Source organism: Superficieibacter electus (assembly GCF_002915575.1).
GTDB lineage: Bacteria > Pseudomonadota > Gammaproteobacteria > Enterobacterales > Enterobacteriaceae > Superficieibacter > Superficieibacter electus.
The window spans coordinates 233,685-253,591 of record NZ_PQGD01000007.1; the positions used below are offsets into that span (position 1 = coordinate 233,685).

At 52.3% G+C, this 19,907-nt stretch carries 19 protein-coding genes; 12 read left to right on the forward strand and 7 right to left on the reverse strand.

From position 1 onward, the window contains the following. Positions 1-12 precede the first annotated feature (12 nt). From CHU32_RS10830 to phrB, 3 genes are all read left to right on the forward strand, one after another. On the forward strand, positions 13-219 hold the full coding sequence (locus CHU32_RS10830) for a YbfA family protein (RefSeq protein ID WP_103677481.1): 207 nt from the start codon (positions 13-15) through the stop codon (positions 217-219). A gap of 120 nt (positions 220-339) precedes the next feature. Beyond that, the gene (locus CHU32_RS10835; RefSeq protein WP_103677482.1) at positions 340-1,296 is read left to right on the forward strand and encodes a YbgA family protein; all 957 of its coding nucleotides are present in this window, start codon (positions 340-342) and stop codon (positions 1,294-1,296) included. A gap of 3 nt (positions 1,297-1,299) precedes the next feature. Further along, complete coding sequence (gene phrB / locus CHU32_RS10840) at positions 1,300-2,721, forward strand: deoxyribodipyrimidine photo-lyase (protein WP_103677483.1); 1,422 nt, start codon at positions 1,300-1,302, stop codon at positions 2,719-2,721. A gap of 40 nt (positions 2,722-2,761) precedes the next feature. Here phrB and dtpD read toward each other — a convergent pair whose 3' ends face one another. Beyond that, positions 2,762-4,243 carry a dipeptide permease DtpD gene (gene dtpD / locus CHU32_RS10845; RefSeq protein ID WP_103677484.1) on the reverse strand — a complete coding sequence of 494 codons (1,482 nt, stop codon included), beginning with the start codon at positions 4,241-4,243 and terminating at the stop codon, positions 2,762-2,764. A 258-nt stretch (positions 4,244-4,501) separates the two neighbouring features. Between dtpD and CHU32_RS10850 the strand changes: the two genes are divergently transcribed. The 5 genes from CHU32_RS10850 to nei all read left to right on the forward strand — a co-directional run bounded on the left by CHU32_RS10850 (position 4,502) and on the right by nei (position 8,720). Next, the gene (locus CHU32_RS10850) at positions 4,502-5,245 is read left to right on the forward strand and encodes a type 2 GTP cyclohydrolase I (RefSeq protein WP_103677523.1); all 744 of its coding nucleotides are present in this window, start codon (positions 4,502-4,504) and stop codon (positions 5,243-5,245) included. Positions 5,246-5,259: 14 nt separating this feature from the next. Continuing rightward, positions 5,260-5,916 carry a 5-oxoprolinase subunit PxpB gene (pxpB, locus tag CHU32_RS10855; RefSeq protein ID WP_103677485.1) on the forward strand — a complete coding sequence of 219 codons (657 nt, stop codon included), beginning with the start codon at positions 5,260-5,262 and terminating at the stop codon, positions 5,914-5,916. Next, the gene (gene pxpC, locus CHU32_RS10860) at positions 5,910-6,842 is read left to right on the forward strand and encodes a 5-oxoprolinase subunit PxpC (RefSeq protein ID WP_103677486.1); all 933 of its coding nucleotides are present in this window, start codon (positions 5,910-5,912) and stop codon (positions 6,840-6,842) included. Before pxpB ends, pxpC begins: the two co-directional genes overlap by 7 nt. Then, complete coding sequence (gene pxpA / locus CHU32_RS10865) at positions 6,832-7,605, forward strand: 5-oxoprolinase subunit PxpA (protein ID WP_103677487.1); 774 nt, start codon at positions 6,832-6,834, stop codon at positions 7,603-7,605. Before pxpC ends, pxpA begins: the two co-directional genes overlap by 11 nt. Before the next feature lie 323 nt (positions 7,606-7,928). After that, a complete protein-coding gene (gene nei / locus CHU32_RS10870) occupies positions 7,929-8,720 on the forward strand; it encodes an endonuclease VIII (protein ID WP_103677488.1) in 792 nt (263 codons plus the stop codon). Positions 8,721-8,847: 127 nt separating this feature from the next. Here the strand turns inward: nei and CHU32_RS10875 are convergent, their stop codons facing one another. From CHU32_RS10875 to CHU32_RS28920, 6 genes are all read right to left on the reverse strand, one after another. Continuing rightward, complete coding sequence (locus CHU32_RS10875; RefSeq protein WP_103677489.1) at positions 8,848-9,909, reverse strand: fimbrial protein; 1,062 nt, start codon at positions 9,907-9,909, stop codon at positions 8,848-8,850. Then, on the reverse strand, positions 9,906-10,637 hold the full coding sequence (locus tag CHU32_RS10880) for a fimbrial biogenesis chaperone (protein ID WP_103677490.1): 732 nt from the start codon (positions 10,635-10,637) through the stop codon (positions 9,906-9,908). Before CHU32_RS10880 ends, CHU32_RS10875 begins: the two co-directional genes overlap by 4 nt. Positions 10,638-10,650: 13 nt before the next feature. Further along, on the reverse strand, positions 10,651-13,101 hold the full coding sequence (locus CHU32_RS10885) for a fimbria/pilus outer membrane usher protein (RefSeq protein ID WP_103750841.1): 2,451 nt from the start codon (positions 13,099-13,101) through the stop codon (positions 10,651-10,653). A 50-nt stretch (positions 13,102-13,151) separates the two neighbouring features. Beyond that, entirely contained in the window at positions 13,152-13,724 is a 573-nt protein-coding gene (locus CHU32_RS10890; RefSeq protein ID WP_103677492.1) for a fimbrial protein, read from the reverse strand. A gap of 401 nt (positions 13,725-14,125) precedes the next feature. Next, positions 14,126-15,412 carry a citrate synthase gene (locus CHU32_RS10895; protein ID WP_103677493.1) on the reverse strand — a complete coding sequence of 429 codons (1,287 nt, stop codon included), beginning with the start codon at positions 15,410-15,412 and terminating at the stop codon, positions 14,126-14,128. A gap of 204 nt (positions 15,413-15,616) precedes the next feature. Beyond that, positions 15,617-15,724, reverse strand: a complete 108-nt coding sequence (locus CHU32_RS28920) for a hypothetical protein (RefSeq protein WP_425444887.1) — start codon at positions 15,722-15,724, stop codon at positions 15,617-15,619. Positions 15,725-16,049: 325 nt separating this feature from the next. Here CHU32_RS28920 and sdhC point away from each other — a divergent pair, with 325 nt between their 5' ends. From sdhC to CHU32_RS10920, 4 genes are read left to right on the forward strand one after another with little or no spacing between them, the layout of a single operon-like run. After that, complete coding sequence (gene sdhC, locus CHU32_RS10905) at positions 16,050-16,454, forward strand: succinate dehydrogenase cytochrome b556 subunit (protein ID WP_103677494.1); 405 nt, start codon at positions 16,050-16,052, stop codon at positions 16,452-16,454. Further along, positions 16,448-16,795 (forward strand): succinate dehydrogenase membrane anchor subunit, encoded by a 348-nt coding sequence (sdhD, locus tag CHU32_RS10910; RefSeq protein ID WP_103677495.1) that lies wholly within the window; start codon positions 16,448-16,450, stop codon positions 16,793-16,795. The genes sdhC and sdhD overlap by 7 nt, the downstream gene beginning before the upstream one ends. Further along, positions 16,795-18,561: a succinate dehydrogenase flavoprotein subunit gene (gene sdhA, locus CHU32_RS10915; protein WP_103750842.1), complete on the forward strand. Its 1,767-nt coding sequence runs from the start codon at positions 16,795-16,797 to the stop codon at positions 18,559-18,561. The genes sdhD and sdhA overlap by 1 nt, the downstream gene beginning before the upstream one ends. 15 nt (positions 18,562-18,576) lie before the next feature. After that, positions 18,577-19,293 (forward strand): succinate dehydrogenase iron-sulfur subunit, encoded by a 717-nt coding sequence (locus CHU32_RS10920; protein WP_103677497.1) that lies wholly within the window; start codon positions 18,577-18,579, stop codon positions 19,291-19,293. Positions 19,294-19,907 lie beyond the last annotated feature (614 nt).

A 19,907-nucleotide genomic window follows, 5' to 3' on the forward strand; every position in this document is an offset into this window, starting at 1 on the left:
GGGGAGAACTCTATGAATATGTATAAAGATTACTCAGCGAGCACCGTGTTATTTCGTCGAATTTTCGCCCTGATGGCGGGGATCATCGCGTTACCGGTGATGCTGTTCTGGAAAGATCGTGCACGTTTTTACAGTTATCTGCATCGTATCTGGTCAAAAACCAGCGAGAAACCGGTATGGATGGATCAGGCTGAAAAAGCAGCCTGTGACTTTTACTAAGCAAGACTACACACAGCAAAAATAAAAATTTCCATCCTGTTATGGCCCGTCTTAACCAGACGGGCCATTTTTTTGCCTGATGCTGACTACACTTATTCCTGAGAGTAATCAGGAGCCGTTATGAGTGAAAAAATTCCTGTTGGCGTCAGCGCCTGCGTAGTAGGGGAACAGGTCCGTTTTGATGGCGGGCATAAACGGCTGACATTTGCCGTCGATGAACTGGCGTCATGGGTCCGTTTCGAGCCGGTTTGTCCGGAAATGGGGATTGGCCTGCCGGTGCCGCGTCCGGCGCTGCGGTTGGTTAAAAGTAGTGAAGGGGAGATTAGCCTGCGTTTTAGCGATAAACGTGAAGGTGACTTAACGGCGGATATGGAATCTTTTACCCGTCAGCGTATCCGTCACTTCGGACATTTATGCGGCTACATCGTCTGCGCGAAATCGCCCAGTTGCGGCATGGAGCGCGTGCGCGTTTATGATGCAGAGGGTAAAAATAATCGCAAAGCGGGACGCGGAATTTACACGCGCGTGTTGATGGAAACCTTTCCCTGGCTGCCGGTTGAAGAAGACGGGCGGCTGCATGACCCGCTGATCCGCGAAAACTTTGTCGAGCGAATTTACGCTTTGCATGAACTCAACTCCCTGCGTGAAGCTGGGCTAACGCGTGGTGAACTTATTGCGTATCACAGCCGCTACAAGCTTTTGCTGTTGGCCCATTCGCAGCCAAAATACCGCGAGTTGGGGCGCTTTGTTGCGGCAATCAACGAATGGGAATCACTTGAGGACTATTTTGTTGAGTATCGCCAGCGGCTGATGGATTTGATGTCACTGCCTACCTCGCGGCGCAATCATACTAATGTGCTGATGCACGTACAGGGTTATTTCCGCAAGCAGCTCAATTCTCGCCAGCGTCAGGAGCTGGCAGCGCTGATCGATCGCTATCGTCAGGGACTGCAACCGTTGCTGGCCCCGGTTACGCTTATCAAACATTACATGGCTGAATACCCAGATCCTTATCTGGCGGGACAACGCTATTTTGATCCCTGGCCCGAAGAATTACGCTTACGTTACGGACATTAATTTATGACCACCCATCTGGTCTGGTTTCGGGCCGACTTACGTCTTCATGACAATCTGGCGCTGGCGGCGGCGTGTCGGGATCGACACGCTAAGGTACTGGCGCTGTTTATTGCTACGCCTGAGCAGTGGAAAGCGCACCACATGTCGCCGCGTCAGGCGGCACTGCTGGTCTCACAACTTAATGCACTGCAACAGGCGCTGGCGCAAAAAGGTATTCCCTTCATCGTCAAAGAGGTAGCCGACTTCACCGCCAGTATTGACACCGTGAAACAGATATGCGACCAGGAACAGGTCAGCGATCTCTTTTATAACTATCAATATGAACTGAACGAACGGCAACGTGACGCCGCGCTGGAAAAAGCGCTGGATAAGGTAGTCTGCCAGGGATTTGACGATAGCGTGATCCTGGCACCGGGAAGCGTGATGACCGGCAATCATCAGATGTATAAAGTATTTACCCCCTTCAAAAATGCGTATCTGCGCCGCCTGCTGGACGGACTGCCGGACTGTGTCGCCGCGCCGTCGGTGCGGGACGGCGGCCCACTGAGCACATCGTTAAAAACCATCACCATTGATTATCCGCAGGAGCCGTTTGACGAAACGCTTTTTGCTCCGGATGAAGCGGCAGCTATTGCCCGACTGCGCGAGTTTTGTCGCAACGGGGCGGGGGAGTATGAGCAGCGGCGCGACTATCCGGCGATTGACGGTACCAGCCGCCTGTCGGCCTGCCTGACGCTTGGCGTACTTTCGCCGCGCCAGTGCCTGAATCGCCTGCTGACGGAGCAACCGGATGCGCTGTCCGGTGGGGCGGGCGCGGTCTGGCTTAATGAGTTGATCTGGCGGGAATTCTACCGCCATTTAATGACCTATAATCCGGCGTTGTGCCGCTATCAACCTTTTATTGGCTGGACGGAAAAGGTGCAGTGGCGACAGGATGATGATCAGTTTAAAGCGTGGCAGGAGGGGAAAACCGGGTATCCTATTGTTGATGCAGCGATGCGGCAAATGAACGCACTTGGCTGGATGCACAACCGGTTGCGGATGATTGCCGCCAGCTTCCTGGTCAAAGATTTGCTCATCGACTGGCGTGCTGGTGAGCGCTACTTTATGTCGCGGCTAATTGACGGCGATTTAGCCGCCAACAACGGCGGCTGGCAGTGGGCGGCGTCAACCGGCACCGATGCTGCACCCTATTTTCGTATCTTTAATCCGACCACTCAGGGTGAGAAATTCGACCGTGACGGCGAGTTTATCCGCGAATGGCTACCGGAGCTGAAAGACGTGCCGGGGAAGGCAATACATGCTCCTTGGGACTGGGCGGAGAAAAACAGCGTCACGCTCGATTATCCCCGCCCGGTAGTGGATCATAAGCAGGCGCGGAAAACGACGCTTGCCGCTTACGAGGCCGCGCGCAAGCAGGAATAACGATATTGTGCCCGGCAAAAAATTGCCGGGCACGGATCGATCAGAGTTCGGCGACCGCCATGCGATTTCTTACGCGTACCGCCTGATATAACCAGATTACCAGCACCACACCCACGCAGGCCAATGCTCCCCAGGTAATTTGACTAAACACATTGATATAGGCATCAATGGAATAGTTAATCGCCCCGGAGGCATCGAACGCGCCCTGTGACGTCTGGTCGGCGATGACGCCCGCCAGATAGTTGGCGATGGCACCGGAGAGCAGCATATAAATGCCGGTCAGCACGCCGGTGACGCCGGGGATTTCAATGCGGGTGATTTGTGACATGGCGACCGGATCAATAAACAACTCGGCGAAACCCATGACGGCCAGACCAGTGATCATTAACGGCATCGAAGAATGTCCATAAGTTGCTGACCAGCGGGCGCTGAGCGTCAAAATACAGAAACCAGCGCTCATCAGACCCAGACCCAGAGCAAATTTCCCCCAAATCCGCACCGTGCGATTACCGCCAATGCTCTCTTTTACCAGCCAGGCCAGCACCACGCCGCACAGCATAACGGCAAAAGCGTTCACCGACTGGAACATGGCGGTCGGAACGTCATAGCCCAGAATGCCGCGATCGACAAAACGGTCGATGTAAAGACTGATCGAGCTACCACCCTGTTGCGCGAAGGCCCAGAACAGCATGCTAAACAGGGTGAGGGTAACAATAAGCCCCAGTTCTTTACGCTGCTTTTGCGTTTGCGCCTGACGATAAATTTTCGTCAGCACCGCAAACCCTATCAGCGTCGCGGCAATTAACGCGTACACCGACCACTCTTTCCAGAACAGCACGGTGATCCCCAGCGGCGCGACCACCAGCAGTACCAGCAGCCAGCTCCAGTTCGGCAGAGCAAAGGTTCTGGCGCGCAGTGCCGAGTGATTCACGCCAGCGGTATGGGTGAAATGGCGATTGCCGCAGAGGAAAATGATCAGCCCGGCCAGCATGCCGATGGCCGCAAGCGCGAATCCCATCGCCCAGCTGTACTCTTCCTGCACGTAGCCACAGGCGATAGGGGCGACAATCGAACCCACATTGCCCGCCGCATAAAGCAGAGAAAAGCCGCCGTCGCGACGCGGGTCCTGCGGTTCGTACAGTTCGCCCAGCAGACAGCTGATATTCGACTTAAACAATCCGTAGCCGCAGACAATAATTGCCAGCGACAGGTACAGGAATGTCGGCGCAATTTCGCTGGCCCCGAGCACCAGATGTCCGATCGCCATTAAACACGCGCCTATCATCACCGCCATCCGGTTGCCCAGAAGTTTATCCGCCAGAAAGCCGCCGAGAATAGGCGTGACGTACACCAGAGAGCAATAAGCACTGAACAGTTCGTAAGCGTGATTGTCGTCGTACTTAAGCTGGTTGGTGAGATACAGGATCAGCAGCGCACGCATGCCATAAAAACTGAAGTATTCCCAAATTTGCAGTGCGACCACGTAGTAAATGGCACGCGGCTGTGAAGCTTTTTTATTCATGATATTCCCGGTCAAAATCTTACGCAGGACTGAAGTCGGGTGCGTAATGGCTAGCTTTGATGCAGATCTAATAATTTATGCAATATGCTGTTTGGTTGCATAAATATACATGAATTGGCCCCGGCAGTGCTAAGCAATTTGAGTCTTTATGCACGTCTGGCGGCAGATATCATCCAGAGTAATAATTGGCTGTCGACGAAGACGCGTGGGAACGCTATGTTAGTGCTGGCATCCGAATAAGAGGTAACATAAACAATGATGAAAAACACCGAACTAGAACAGTTGATCAATGAAAAACTGAACAGTATTACCTTTAGCGACTACGGTCCGAACGGCCTCCAGGTAGAAGGGAAGGCGGCGGTGCAGAAGATCGTCACCGGTGTCACTGCCAGTCAGGCGCTACTCGATGAAGCGGTGCGCCAGCAGGCTGATGCAGTGATTGTCCATCATGGTTATTTCTGGAAAAACGAAGCACCGATTATTCGTGGTATGAAACGCCAGCGCCTGAAAACTCTGCTCGAAAATGACATTAACCTTTATGGCTGGCATCTGCCGCTGGACGCACATCCGGAGCTGGGTAATAACGTACAGCTGGCGGCGCTATTGGGCATTACTGTAAAAGGTGAAATTGAACCGTTGCTGCCGTGGGGCGAACTGTCTATGCCGGTGCCCGGGCTGGAGCTGGCTTCCTGGATTGAAGCTCGTCTCGGGCGTAAACCGCTATGGTGCGGCGATACCGGGCCAGATGTGGTACAGCGCGTCGCCTGGTGTACCGGGGGCGGTCAGGGGTTTATTGATAACGCCGCGCGTTTTGGTGTCGATGCCTTTATTACAGGCGAGGTCTCTGAACAAACTATTCATTCTGCGCGTGAGCAGGGGCTGCATTTTTACGCGGCAGGGCATCACGCCACCGAACGTGGGGGCATTCGCGCTCTCAGCGAATGGTTGAGCGAGAATACCGACCTGGATGTCACCTTTGTGGACATTCCTAATCCGGCTTAATAAGAGGAAAGAAAGTGCAGCGAGCGCGTTGTTACCTGTCAGGAGAAACTGCCGTGGTACTGGAGCTGGAGCCTCCCGTCACCCTGGCCAGCCAGAAGCGGATTTGGCGTTTAACGCAGCGTGTTGCTGAAATGCCAAATGTGGTGGAAGCCATTCCGGGGATGAATAACATCACCGTCGTGCTGCGCGATCCGCAGTCGCTGGCGCTGGATGCGATTGAGCGACTCCAGCGCTGGTGGGAAGAGAGCGAGGCGCTGGAACCGGATTCCCGTGCCATTGAGATCCCGGTAATCTACGGCGGCGAACAAGGTCCGGATCTTGACGAAGTGGCCAGGCATAGTGGATTGACGCCACAGCAGGTTGTAGAGCTTCATGCTTCGGTGGATTACGTGGTCTGGTTTTTGGGTTTTCAGCCCGGTTTTCCCTACCTGGGCGGGCTGCCAGAGCCGCTGATCACACCGCGTCGCGCGGAGCCGCGCCTGCTGGTACCCGCCGGCTCCGTTGGCATTGGTGGTGCGCAAACCGGCATTTATCCGCTACCGACGCCGGGAGGCTGGCAGTTGATTGGTAAAACGTCTCTGGCGCTGTTCGATCCTGCCCGCAGTGAGCCGGTGCTCCTGCGGCCTGGTGATACTGTGCGCTTCATTCCGCAAACGGAGGGCGTATGTTAAACATTATTCGTGCTGGGATGATGACCACCGTGCAGGATGGCGGACGTATTGGCCAGCGTCAATCTGGCATCAGCCAGTGTGGCGCACTGGATTTGCCGGCATTTCGGATCGCCAATTTACTGGTTGGTAATGACATCAACGCGGCCGCGCTGGAAATTGTACTCGGGCAATTTTCCGTTGAATTTGAGCAGGATGTCTGGTTTGCCCTTACCGGGGCAGGCTGCGATGCGACACTGGATCAACGCCCGGTGTGGACTGGCTGGCGACAACAGGCAAGGGCAGGGCAGCGCCTGACGTTAAAGACCCCACGTCACGGCGTGCGTAGCTACCTCGCTGTTGCGGGTGGCATTGACGTGCCCCAGGTAATGGGGGCGTACAGCACGGATCTTAAACTGGGTATCGGCGGCCTTAACGGGCGGCTGCTGCAGGATGGTGACTGGCTTGCCACGCACCCACCGGTGCGTAATTTCAACGGGCCGCACGGTATTAAACAGCTTTTGTGGGGAAATCGTCTGCGGGCGCTACCGGGTCCTGAATATAATGAGTTCGATACTGCATCGCAGGAGGCGTTCTGGCGTTTGCCATGGCGTCTGAGCCCGCAAAGTAACCGTATGGGCTATCGGCTGCAGGGCCAGACTCTCAAACGCAACACCGATCGTGAATTGCTCTCCCATGGCCTGCTGCCGGGCGTCGTTCAGGTACCGCATAACGGGCAGCCTATCGTTTTAATGAATGACGCGCAGACCACCGGCGGCTATCCGCGCATTGCCAGCGTGATTGAAGCCGATATGTATCACCTGGCGCAAATCCCGCTCGGGCAGCCGATTCATTTTGTGCCCTGCACGCTGGAGGAGGCGCTGAAAGCACGTAGCGATCAGCATCGCTATATTGAACAACTGGCATGGCGGCTGAACGATGAGCAATAAAGTGCCTGAAACACCGACGTCTCCTAAAACGGTCGATTTGAATGCCGATGTCGGCGAAGGTTGCGCCAGTGATACCGCGCTTTTTACCCTGATCTCATCAGCAAATATCGCCTGCGGCTTTCATGCGGGTGATGCAGCAACTATGCGCTTTTGCGTGCGTGAAGCGCTGAAAAACGGCGTGGCGATTGGCGCGCATCCGGGGTTTGCCGATCGGCAATATTTCGGTCGCCGCGCGATGCAACTTCCTGCGCAAACCCTGTATGCCGAGACGCTTTATCAGATCGGCGCGCTGGCCGCTATTACGCGTGCTGAAGGCGGGGTGATGCGCCACGTTAAACCGCACGGCATGCTTTATAATCAGGCTGCACGTGACCCTCTGCTGGCAGAGGCGATTGCCCGCGCCGTCCGCGACTGCGATCCACAGTTAATTCTGCTCGGGCTGGCGGGAAGCGAGCTTATCCGCGCCGGACAGCGTTATGGGCTGACCACCCGGCAAGAAGTTTTTGCCGACCGGGGTTACCAGCGCGACGGCACGCTGGTTCCTCGTGAGCAGAAAGGCGCGCTGATTGACGATGAAGATCGGGCGCTGGCGCAGACGCTGGAGATGATCCAGCATGGTCGGGTGATGAGCGTGGACGGCGTGTGGGTGCCGGTGACGGCGCAAACGGTCTGTCTGCACGGCGACGGTGAACAGGCGCTGGCGTTTGCCCGCCGTTTGCGCACCGCGTATGCGCAACAGGGGATAAAGGTCTGCGCGGGATAAGGTTGCAGCGACACCATCGGGTTACGAACGTCAGCTCTGTGTGCAGCCTGCCGGATGGCGGCTTCGCCTTATCCGGCCTACAATCCAGGGTGTGAACTAACGTCATAACACCGCCTTCGGCCTACAATCCGGGGTGTAAACTAACGTCATAACACCGCCTTCGGCCTACAATCCGGGGTGTAAACTAACGTCACTAACACCGCCATTTGGCCTACAATCCGGGGTGTAAACTAATGTCATAACACCGCCATTCGTAGGCCCGGTAAGCGCAGCGCCACCGGGCACTTACCCCCCACTGCATGACTACACTCGCAGGAGAAACTATGCCAGAAGGACCGGAAATTCGCCGTGCCGCAGACAATCTTGAAAAGGCGATCAAAGGTAAACCCCTTACCGATGCGTGGTTTGCCTTTCCCCAACTACAGTCTTTTGCGCCTGACCTGATCGGGGAAACGGTGGATACCATCGAAACGCGGGGTAAAGCACTGCTTACCCACTTTTCTAACGGACTGACGCTTTACAGCCATAACCAACTCTACGGCATCTGGCGAGTCGTTAACGCGGCTGAAAATCCGCAGTCTACCCGTATACTCCGTGTCCGCCTGCAAACAGAAGATAAAGCCATTCTTCTTTACAGCGCGTCAGATATCGAAATGCTTACGGCAGACCAACTGGCGCAGCATCCTTTTTTATTGCGGGTTGGGCCAGACGTGCTGGACATGACGCTGACCGCAGAGGCGGTAAAAGAACGTCTGCTCTCGACACGCTTTCGTCGTCGTCAGTTTTCCGGGCTGCTGCTGGACCAGGCATTTCTGGCAGGATTGGGTAATTACCTGCGCGTGGAAATCCTCTGGCATAGCGCTCTGGCTCCGAATCATAAAGCAGCAGAACTGACGGACGAACAACTGAATACACTTGCTGGCGCATTATTGGTCATCCCCCGGCTTTCCTATACTACCCGTGGCAGGGTTAACGAAAAACGTCATCACGGCGCGTTATTCAGTTTTAAGGTCTTTCATCGGGCGGGGAAAAAGTGCGAACGCTGCGGGGGCGTTATTGAAAAAACGACGCTGTCATCGCGGCCATTTTACTGGTGTCCCGGCTGCCAGAAATAATGTGTCGGGACAAGGGGGAGGGGGAAAAAATTGCCCTCCGGAATCAGGCCAGAAGTCGATTTACACTATCCGATGTGAGCATGTCAGAGTGTTTAAGTGTCCCTCAACGGTAGTGAGGGACACTGCCTTAGTTATAGTTTATTTTGAACAACACAATGGTTTCGAATGGACCTGGTTCGACGGTGGCTCCGGCGACTTTCGATAACTCAGCCGTGTAGTTATTTTCATAGACCAGCATGTCGCTGGTAAAATCGGCATATTCAGCATATTTATTAAAGGTATATGCCTGGGCGTTAGGGTCCAGTATTCGCAACTGCAAACCATTGCCGATCAACAACGCCTTATCTTCATCAATCAGCGTTTCCTGGGTATAAAACGAGGACGTTACTTTAAAGCCATCGGTACATTCGCCATCCTGTGTTTTGGTCGTTTTTATGCCAAACTGGCGGGTCATATTGTGCCGGGAAATATCCAACACGTTGAACCTGCCAAAATCGATCACCTGATTTTCCGGAGTAATGGCGAAGTTAACGCTACAGTCCAGTACGCGAATATTTTGTAGGCCGTTAATATGATATTTCAGGTTTTTTGCCGTCGGGTCAACGTTGATCCCACCCTTACCATCAAATTGAACGATGACATAGTCGCTTAGAGGACTTTGATAATCATGAGGCGGCATTTCGCGGATTTTCACGTACAAACGCATTCGGGCAATAAACGTTCGATAAGTATGAATGTTATTAGGGTCTTTCGAACAAAGCTTATACTCCCAGCCCATTTGTGCAATTTGTTCTGGGGTGTAAATCTTTATTTTTTCGGCGTCAATACATTGTGTGGTATCAATACTGCTTTTGCCGAGGCTGGAGTCATAATCAATCCCGTTGTAGGTCACGCCAAGCTGATAATATCGATCCTGAATGCCAGGGTAGGGGTTTACCCAGGCATAAACATTTTCTGCCATAAATCCGCTATCGGTGTTGTTATCGCAATAAACCGGGATTTTGATGTCATCTGACTCCCAAATCTTATCGCCGGGTTTAGCGTTATTCGGTACCGCAAAAGGATTAACCGTTTCAAATTTTTCCGTTTCGCCACCAGCAGAGCCAAAATAGCAGTCCAGCGCCAGCGCTGATTTCAACGGTATGAAAGCGACCACTATCAACAATAAGATACGCGCCCAACACGTCATTTTGTCGCCTCCACGGGGGTAAGCGTACAATTTCCCTGGCATGAAAGAGTGGTCATTCTTAGCGCTCCGTAGTCATCCATATATCCCAGATAAAATGTGTTGCCTGAATAGCCGGAGGTATGGGTACTGGCGCGACTAAATGGCGCAATCATCGTGCTTTGAAAACCGGGTAGCACTCCTTTTTTATCTTTTCCCAGATAAGCAATTGTCAAATAATACGGCGTCGGGTTTTCGAGCAAAAGATCGCCTCCCTGCTGAGAGACCTTTAACTGTAATTCAACGCGCTCGCCGGTTTTCTTACGTAATGCTGCGGGTCGCCAGAACAGTTTAATGCGGCTTTGGACAGCAATCTGTAATATTGCGGCATCACTTTTTTTCTCGGGCGTTGGCGGAATTTCACGCAGGTTATAATAAAATAACGTTTCCCGATCGGTGGGGAGCTGAGCTACCGTATCCTGTTTAATAATCCTTACCTGCGTTGCCGCAGAAGGATTCACTCGCTGAATGGGCGGCAGGGCAGTCAGATACTCATCGGTCTTATTCCCTTTTTCATCCTCAATCCATGAATAGGCCAGATAGGGATCTTTCGGGCTTTGATTACTGATTTTAACGCTGGTCGCTTTATCTTTACTGTTGAAGATGACCCGGGTGCGATCGGGCACTAATGCTGCCTGGCTGCACAGACTAACTGCCAGTAAAAGCAGCGGAATTTTTCGATAAATTGTCATCTCTTTTCCTTAATTAATGACAGGGAAGTAACAGGCGTTGGGTCACTTTCTCCAGCGCTTCGGGAAGGGTGATCTGGCAGGTATGATCCTCCCAGCGCACGATAAATGTCTGACCGCTGTCAACACCACTAAGCCAGGCGTGACCCTCTTCACTGACCATGCCGACCTCGGTTTCACTTTCTTTATGCACGACCACTGCGCCAAGAGGCGGAACGTTACCCGCAGTATCGCGGATAAGCACATTCACATTTTTCCCTGCACGCGAGGCCAGCGCTTTATAGCCGATGGAACCTTCGATCCAGGTTTCACGGATAGTATTTTCACTTACGGTCACACCATCGGGCAGCTCGTCCATATTGACTTCGATCGTGGTGGGCTGATAACTGGAAATCATCGGCACCACGGCATACCCAAAGCGGTTGGTCAGGTCGCTGTCACCTGCGACGGGAATGTCAGCAATACCATCCGTGCTGACCATCAGGCGTGGCTCGTTGCCGGATGCCCGTCGGTGGAACGCGGCACCCTGTGGGGTTGCAGTAAATGAACCGCTCCAGCTGGTGCTCAACGAACTGTAATCATTGACGGCATAGTTGCCGGAAAGATCCCATTCACCGGCCGAAGCGATGTGGTCGTAGTTGGCACTAAACTGAGTGCCGTGGTCAGGACGACCGTTATCCATCCCGGCAGAGATACCCCAGGTATTATGTGGATCGGAAAAATCATTCCAGGAGAGACGGTGCGATGTACTACTGTTGTCCTGCATGTCGTAACCCAGGCGGTTATTATCGCCGATTGGCAGCGAGAGGGAGACATAAATCTGGTTGTCGTTATCGCTATCTTCGTAATGTGTAGTGCTGTAAGTGGTGGTAAGGGAAATGTTTTTCCATCTGCCAACGTCAAAGTTGAAACCGGCGCTGATATTTGCCGTGGTTGACGTATCTTCGTTCCACCAGCTCTGGCGTAAAATATTTACGCTCAGGTTCATATTGAGAGGGGATACCGGCTGGCTGGCTGTAAGGCTGATGGTCTGTTTTTCATCCTGAGTGTCATTATCGTTATACTGATGGTCAATGAAGTTGGCGTAACTATGAAAATGACGGTCTGAAAAGCGATAAGCCGCCAGCGATACCGTACTGTCGGTGGCATCGAAACGCTTACTGTAGTTGACGCGATAGCTAAAGCCCTTTTCCTCCTTGCCGTCATCAAACTGACTGCTGGCGCGAGTCACGTCAAACGAAATGGCACCCAGCCAGAGCATATTTTGTCCAATCCCCACCGCGCCGGAGCGGTAGTTATCGCCTGCGATTAATAACCCGCCATAAAGGGAGGTATTGGACAGCCAGCCCCAGGACACTTCATTGGTAATAAAAGTCTCATCAGCCGTATGGTGAGAGAGGGTAGGGCGAGCGCGTCCGGCGGCCGCTTTGTAACGGATTTGACCTTCACGCGTCAAAAACGGTGTCGAGGCCGCAGAAACCTGAAAGGTGTTTACCCGGCCATCTTCTTCCGTCACTTTCACATCCAGTGTCCCTTGTACTGACTGGTTTAAATCTTCAATCACAAACGGGCCGGGAGAGACTTTGGTCTGGTAAATTACGCGGCCAGAGTGGCTCACCGTCACGGTAGCATGGGTTTGTGCCACCCCGCTGATTTGCGGGGCATAACCGCGTAACTCCCAGGGCAGCATGCGATCGTCACTGGCCAGTGCAGCCCCGGTATACGAAAAGCCATCAAAAATATTCGAACTTAAATCGGTTTCGCCGAGCGTCATTCGGGCACCGATGGAGGGCAGAGGACGAAACAGATAAGTACGGGCGATCGAGCCATCACTGTCATTATGGCCATCGGTCTGCGTTTGACTATATTGATAGTCGCTGCGTAAGCGCCACGGCCCGGCATTAAGCCCTGCCGTACCGTAGGTATTTATATTCTGGCTACTGTCACCCTGGTCGGGACGATAAGTGCTGGCAAAGAGGTTATAATCGAGCAGGAAACCAGGTATGCCCTCGCTCCAGGTTGAAGGGGGTGTCCAGGTTGCCGATTGCCATGTGAGCCATGCCTGTGGCACAGAAATGGTGAGCTGTTGATTTGCCTGATCGAAGGTAAAGGTTATTTCCGGATGCAAAGAGAAGTCTACGCAGCCATCGGTTTCTTTTAGCGCCTGACGGACTTCATCTTTTAAATTAAATTTATCCACGACCTCTGTCGATATACAGGGCTGGGTGGTATCTCCCACTTTCCTCCAGCGAACTTTTTGCCCTGAACTGATCTTATTACTGTTTATCACCAGGGTAACAAAATAGTCCCCTGGAGCAACAGCAGCGGGATCTTTGAGCAGTGAAAGATCGACGCTATTACGCATGGATTTATCCAGCACGTTAAGATTAAATTCAGCGGCCATAGCGGGCGAGGCAAGAAGAATACCGATCAGGAGCGATAAACGATGAATTTTCACAGCATCCATACCTGAAATGTATTACAGGCGGCCGAACTGACCGCCTGAGTGGTTACGCCTTATTTATAATCCAGAACATAAGTCGCATTTGCGGTAACTGCACCTGGCGTGGCAGGGGTAGTACCGCTGGCATCAATCACTTGCATCCATGCAAAGAAATTCAGGGTTTGACTAGAAGATGCCTCCAGGAGATTGATATCACTGGTCGGCTGGCCTAATGTCACCGGGGTCTGATCTTTATTCAGGATCATGACGCCCACACCCGTTGCTTCGCCAGTACTGGTATTATCCAGCATGAGCGTGCCCTCGGTTGTTCTTGCATCACTATCAAAGGTGACGGCGACTTTGGAAATAGGGTCGCCTGAGCCATTATCTGAGTTAGCGAGATCGCAATTGATCAAGCGGATATTGACCGCTTTTGCGGTGGAATGCTTATCTGTATTAATGCGTTTGGTAGTAACCATACCTAAATCTATCGATTGATTGATATCATCAGGGTGGATTTCACAAGGTGCGTTGACAATTTCACCTTTAAAATGGAGTTCGCCAGAGCCTTGATCGTCTGCTGCATATGCTGAAGCAGAAAACAAAAGTGCAATGGAGATCCCTAACAAACTTTTTTGCATTGACATACCAAATTCCTTATCAGTTAAAACATACCTCGCCCTCATGATAGATTATAATGTTAATTACTGAATTTATTTATACTTAAATTAATTTTTAGCGTGAGTAATTATTAATAATTTCATTTTAATCAAGAGGTTACGATGGTGGAAAAAATTGTCATTCATATTTTAAATGATTTTAGATGAAGTATAATGACATTATACGTTCGAACACCCAATGAAGTAACATGCAAATTTAAGAATATATTTAGTAATGGAATGTGTTCACCGCGGATTTATCCGTTAATATATTTTTGGAAATTATCATTTGGATAAATAAATGTATACCTGCAATGCCAACCGGGTTATGGGCAAAAAAAAGAACCCGACAAGGGGTTCTTTTTCTGAAGAGGTGAATGAAAACGTAATTAACGTTTCTCAACCCCGGATTTGAAATCGCGCTGGTCATAGCCGGTATACAACTGGCGCGGACGGGCAATTTTAATGCCGTCGTCGTGCATCTCGTTCCAGTGGGCAATCCAGCCGACGGTACGCGCCATCGCAAAGATAACGGTAAACATCGACGACGGAATTCCCATCGCTTTAAGGATGATCCCGGAATAGAAATCCACGTTCGGATACAGTTTGCGTTCGATAAAGTACGGATCGTTAAGGGCGATATTTTCCAGCTCCATCGCCACTTCCAGTAGATCGTCTTTGGTACCCAGTTCTTTCAGCACTTCATGACAGGTTTCACGCATCACGGTGGCGCGCGGGTCGTAATTCTTATACACGCGGTGACCAAAGCCCATCAGACGGAACGAATCGTTCTTATCTTTGGCGCGACGCAGGAATTCCGGAATGTGTTTAACCGAACTGATTTCTTCCAGCATTTTCAGTGCCGCTTCGTTGGCACCGCCGTGCGCCGGTCCCCACAGCGAGGCAATACCCGCTGCGATACAGGCAAACGGATTCGCGCCGCTGGAACCTGCGGTACGGACCGTTGAGGTTGACGCGTTCTGCTCATGGTCAGCATGCAGGATCAGAATACGGTCCATTGCGCGCTCCAGCACCGGATTCACTTCATACGGCTCGCACGGCGTGGAGAACATCATATTCAGGAAGTTGCCGGCGTAGGACAGATCGTTGCGCGGATACACAAACGGCTGGCCGATAGAATATTTGTAACACATCGCGGCGACGGTCGGCATTTTGGACAGCAGACGGAACGCAGCGATTTCGCGATGGCGTGAATTGTTAACATCCAGTGAATCATGGTAGAACGCCGCCAGCGCGCCGGTCACGCCGCACAATACCGCCATGGGATGTGAATCACGACGGAAACCGTGGAACAGACGAGTGATCTGCTCGTGGATCATGGTATGGCGGGTGACGATAGTCTGGAATTCTTCATACTGTTCCTGCGTCGGTTTTTCACCGTACAGCAGGATATAGCAGACTTCCAGATAGTTAGACCCGGTGGCCAGCTGGTCGATCGGGAAACCGCGATGCAGAAGAATGCCTTCATCACCATCAATAAAGGTGATTTTAGATTCGCAGGATGCGGTGGAGGTAAAACCAGGATCGAAAGTGAATACGCCTTTTGATCCGAGACTACGGATATCGATTACATCCTGACCCAGGGTGCCTTTTAGCACGTCCAGTTCAACAGCAGCATCACCGTTTAGAGTGAGGTTTGCTTTCTTATCAGCCATTTACGGTCTCCTTAGCGCCTTATGCTTAAGACTGCCGCCAGCCGGATTTACCTTCAGCCTGAAGTTTAACGTGACCAGTTTGTTATGTGGCTTACGGCTCTGCGTATAGAGGAAAAACCAGGGTACAGAGCGATGGGCGCTGGCAGGTACGCGTTAAAACTACACTGAAACAACGGTAAATCAGGGTGTTGCAATCCGAATAATTCAAACCTGTATATCACTAATACCTGTACTGATTACTGCGGTCAATATCATCTCACTGTTACATAACTTATTCGCAGGTGAAAGAGTGACCCCATAACTTTTACGCATTATATGACTTTTCGGCTAACGTTTGTAACAATAATGTTTAATATTTGTCAAATCAGATGATTAAATTTTAAAATAATGTTGTTATCGTGACCCGGATCACTGTTCGGCATAAAACCCGACAAACTATATGTAGGTTAATTGTAATGATTTTGTGAACATCCTATACTGCCGCCAGGTCTCCGGATAATCCTGCACTCCCGAGCCACCCAGCGTAAGCCTGCGTCGTTTGAACTGGTCTCTACAGTTTTTTTCCATGACGTGAGGTTATAGAAAGGACGCTGTCTGACCCGCACGCAGACCGGAGGAAGGGAACAATAAGAACAGCATGTGGGCGTTATTCATGATAAAAAATGTCAAAAAACAAAGACCTGTCAACCTGGATCTCACCACGATCCGGTTTCCTGTAACGGCTATAGCGTCCATCCTCCACCGTGCTTCTGGCGTGATCACCTTCGTGGCGATCGGTCTGTTGCTGTGGCTGCTGGGCACCAGCCTCTCCTCGCCTGAGGGCTTTCTTACCGCATCGTCCATCATGGATAGCTTTTTTGTTAAATTCATTATGTGGGGCATTCTTACCGCGCTGGCGTACCACGCTGTCGGTGGGGTTCGTCACATGCTGATGGATGTCGGTTATCTGGAAGAAACCTTTGCCGCAGGGCAGCGTACCGCCTGGCTTTCTTTTGTTATCACTGTCGTGCTTTCAATTCTCGCAGGAGTCCTCGTATGGTAAGTAACGCCTCAGCATTAGGACGCAACGGCGTACACGACTTCATTCTGGTTCGCGCTACGGCCATTATCCTGACTTTGTATATCATTTACATGGTGGGTTTTTTTGCCATTACCAGCGACGTTACCTGGGAAGTCTGGTCTGGTTTCTTTGCTTCCGCTTTCACCAAAGTGTTCACCCTACTGGCCCTGTTTTCTGTCTTGATCCATGCCTGGATTGGCATGTGGCAGGTGTTAACCGACTACGTTAAATCACTGGCGCTGCGTCTGACGCTGCAACTGGCAATTGTGATTGCCCTGGTGGCTTACGTTATTTATGGATTCGTTGTGGTGTGGGGTGTGTAATGAAACTGCCAGTCAGAGAATTTGATGCTGTTGTAATCGGAGCCGGTGGCGCAGGTATGCGCGCGGCACTGCAAATTTCCCAGAGTGGCCAGACTTGTGCGCTGCTCTCTAAAGTATTCCCAACCCGTTCGCACACCGTATCCGCGCAGGGCGGTATTACCGTGGCGCTGGGCAACACCCATGAAGATAACTGGGAATGGCATATGTACGACACCGTTAAGGGGTCGGACTATATCGGCGATCAGGATGCTATCGAATATATGTGTAAAACCGGGCCGGAAGCGATTCTGGAGCTGGAACACATGGGGCTGCCGTTCTCGCGTCTTGACGATGGCAAAATTTATCAGCGCCCGTTTGGTGGCCAGTCGAAAAACTTCGGCGGCGAACAGGCGGCGCGTACCGCAGCGGCGGCGGACCGTACCGGACACGCCCTGCTGCACACCCTTTATCAGCAGAACCTGAAGAACAAAACCACTATTTTCTCCGAATGGTATGCGCTGGATTTAGTCAAAAATGAAGACGGTGCGGTGGTGGGTTGTACCGCGCTGTGCATTGAAACGGGTGAAGTGGTGTATTTCAAAGCCAAAGCGACGGTGCTGGCGACCGGCGGTGCCGGGCGTATTTACCAGTCCACCACCAACGCGCATATCAATACCGGCGACGGCGTGGGCATGGCCCTGCGTGCCGGTGTACCAGTGCAGGATATGGAGATGTGGCAGTTCCACCCGACCGGTATTGCCGGAGCGGGCGTACTGGTCACCGAAGGTTGCCGTGGTGAAGGTGGTTATCTACTGAATAAACACGGCGAACGCTTTATGGAGCGTTATGCGCCAAACGCAAAAGATCTCGCGGGCCGTGACGTGGTCGCGCGCTCGATTATGATCGAAATCCGTGAAGGCCGCGGCTGTGAAGGTCCGTGGGGGCCGCACGCTAAACTTAAGCTCGACCACCTGGGTAAAGAGGTGCTTGAATCCCGCCTGCCGGGCATTCTGGAACTGTCACGCACCTTTGCCCACGTTGACCCGGTCAAAGAGCCGATTCCGGTGATCCCGACCTGCCATTATATGATGGGCGGTATTCCGACTAAAGTGACTGGTCAGGCGTTAACGGTCAACGAGCAGGGTGAAGATGTGGTGATCCCGGGCTTGTTTGCGGTCGGTGAAATTGCCTGCGTATCGGTCCACGGCGCTAACCGCCTTGGCGGTAACTCGCTGCTTGACCTGGTGGTGTTTGGCCGCGCGGCGGGTCTGCATCTGCTGGAGTCCATCGCCGAACAGGGCGAACTGCGTGATGCCAGCGAAGACGACATTGAAAAATCGCTTGAGCGTCTTAACCGCTGTAACAACAACCGCGACGGTGAAGATCCGGTGGTTATCCGTAAAGCCTTGCAGGAATGTATGCAGCATAACTTCTCGGTGTTCCGCGAAGGCGATGCGATGGCGAAAGGGCTGGAGCAGCTTAAGCAGATCCGCGAGCGCCTGAAAAATGCCCGTCTGGATGACACCTCCAGCGAGTTCAATACCCAGCGTGTTGAATGTCTGGAGCTGGATAACCTGATGGAAACCGCGTATGCGACGGCCGTTTCCGCCAACTTCCGTACCGAAAGCCGTGGCGCGCATAGCCGCTTTGACTATCCGGATCGTGATGATGAAAACTGGCTGTGCCATAGCCTGTATCTGCCGCAATCGGAATCCATGACGCGTCGAAGCGTCAATATGGAGCCGAAACTGCGTCCGGCGTTCCCGCCGAAGATTCGTACTTATTAATGCGGAGACAGGAAAATGAAATTCGAATTCTCGATTTATCGCTATAACCCGGATGTTGATGACGCGCCGCGCATGCAGGATTACTCCCTCGAAGGCGAGGAAGGGCGCGACATGATGCTGCTGGATGCGCTGATGCTGCTTAAAGAGCAGGACCCCAGCCTGTCGTTTCGTCGTTCCTGCCGCGAGGGCGTTTGTGGTTCCGACGGGCTGAATATGAACGGTAAAAACGGCCTGGCCTGCATCACACCACTGTCGGCGCTGGGTAACGGTACCAGGAAAATTGTCATCCGTCCGCTGCCCGGTCTGCCGGTGATCCGCGATTTGGTAGTAGACATGGGACAATTCTATGCACAATATGAGAAGATTAAGCCTTACTTATTGAATAATGGGCAAAATCCACCCGCTCGCGAGCATTTACAGATGCCTGAGCAGCGGGAAAAACTCGATGGACTGTATGAGTGTATTCTCTGTGCATGTTGTTCAACTTCCTGCCCGTCGTTCTGGTGGAATCCTGACAAGTTTATCGGTCCGGCTGGTCTTCTGGCGGCTTATCGCTTCCTGATCGACAGTCGTGATACGGAAACGGATAACCGCCTTGAAGGATTGAGCGATGCTTTCAGCGTATTCCGCTGCCATAGCATCATGAACTGCGTCAGTGTATGTCCAAAAGGGCTGAACCCGACGCGTGCCATCGGGCATATTAAGTCGATGTTGTTACAGCGCAGCGCCTGAGCCGTTAATGCCGGATGGCGGCTTCGCCTTATCCGGCCTACAGATGGTGGAATCGTTGGAGAGCAATATAGGCCCGGTAAGCGTAGCGTCACCGGGCAGCACGTTAAACATGGCGTGACGAAGTTTGTAGAATATGTAGGCCCGGTAAGCGCAGCGCCACCGGGCAGCACGTTAAACATGGTGTGACGAAGTTTGTAAAAAATGTAGGCCCGGTAAGCGCAGCGTCACCGGGCAGGACATTAAACATGGTGTGACGAAGTTTGTAGAATATGTAGGCCCGGTAAGCGCAGCGCCACCGGGCAGCACGTTAAACATGGTGTGACGAAGTTTGTAGAATATGTAGGCCCGGTAAGCGTAGCGCCACCGGGCAGCGCGTTAAACATGGCGTGACGAAGTTTGTAAAAAATGTAGGCCCGGTAAGCGTAGCGCCACCGGGCAAAGCAGGAAAAGTGCAGGAAACCTTTAAAAACTGCCGGATGAACTTTCTCTGTTCATAAGGGGAAAAGGCAACCAGGGTGCAAACCCTCGGACAGTTTTTAAAGGTTCCTTCGCGGGCCAGTGTAGACAAGAGCTCGCAAGTGAACCCTGGGACGTGCGCGTTTCGGCGCGCGTTG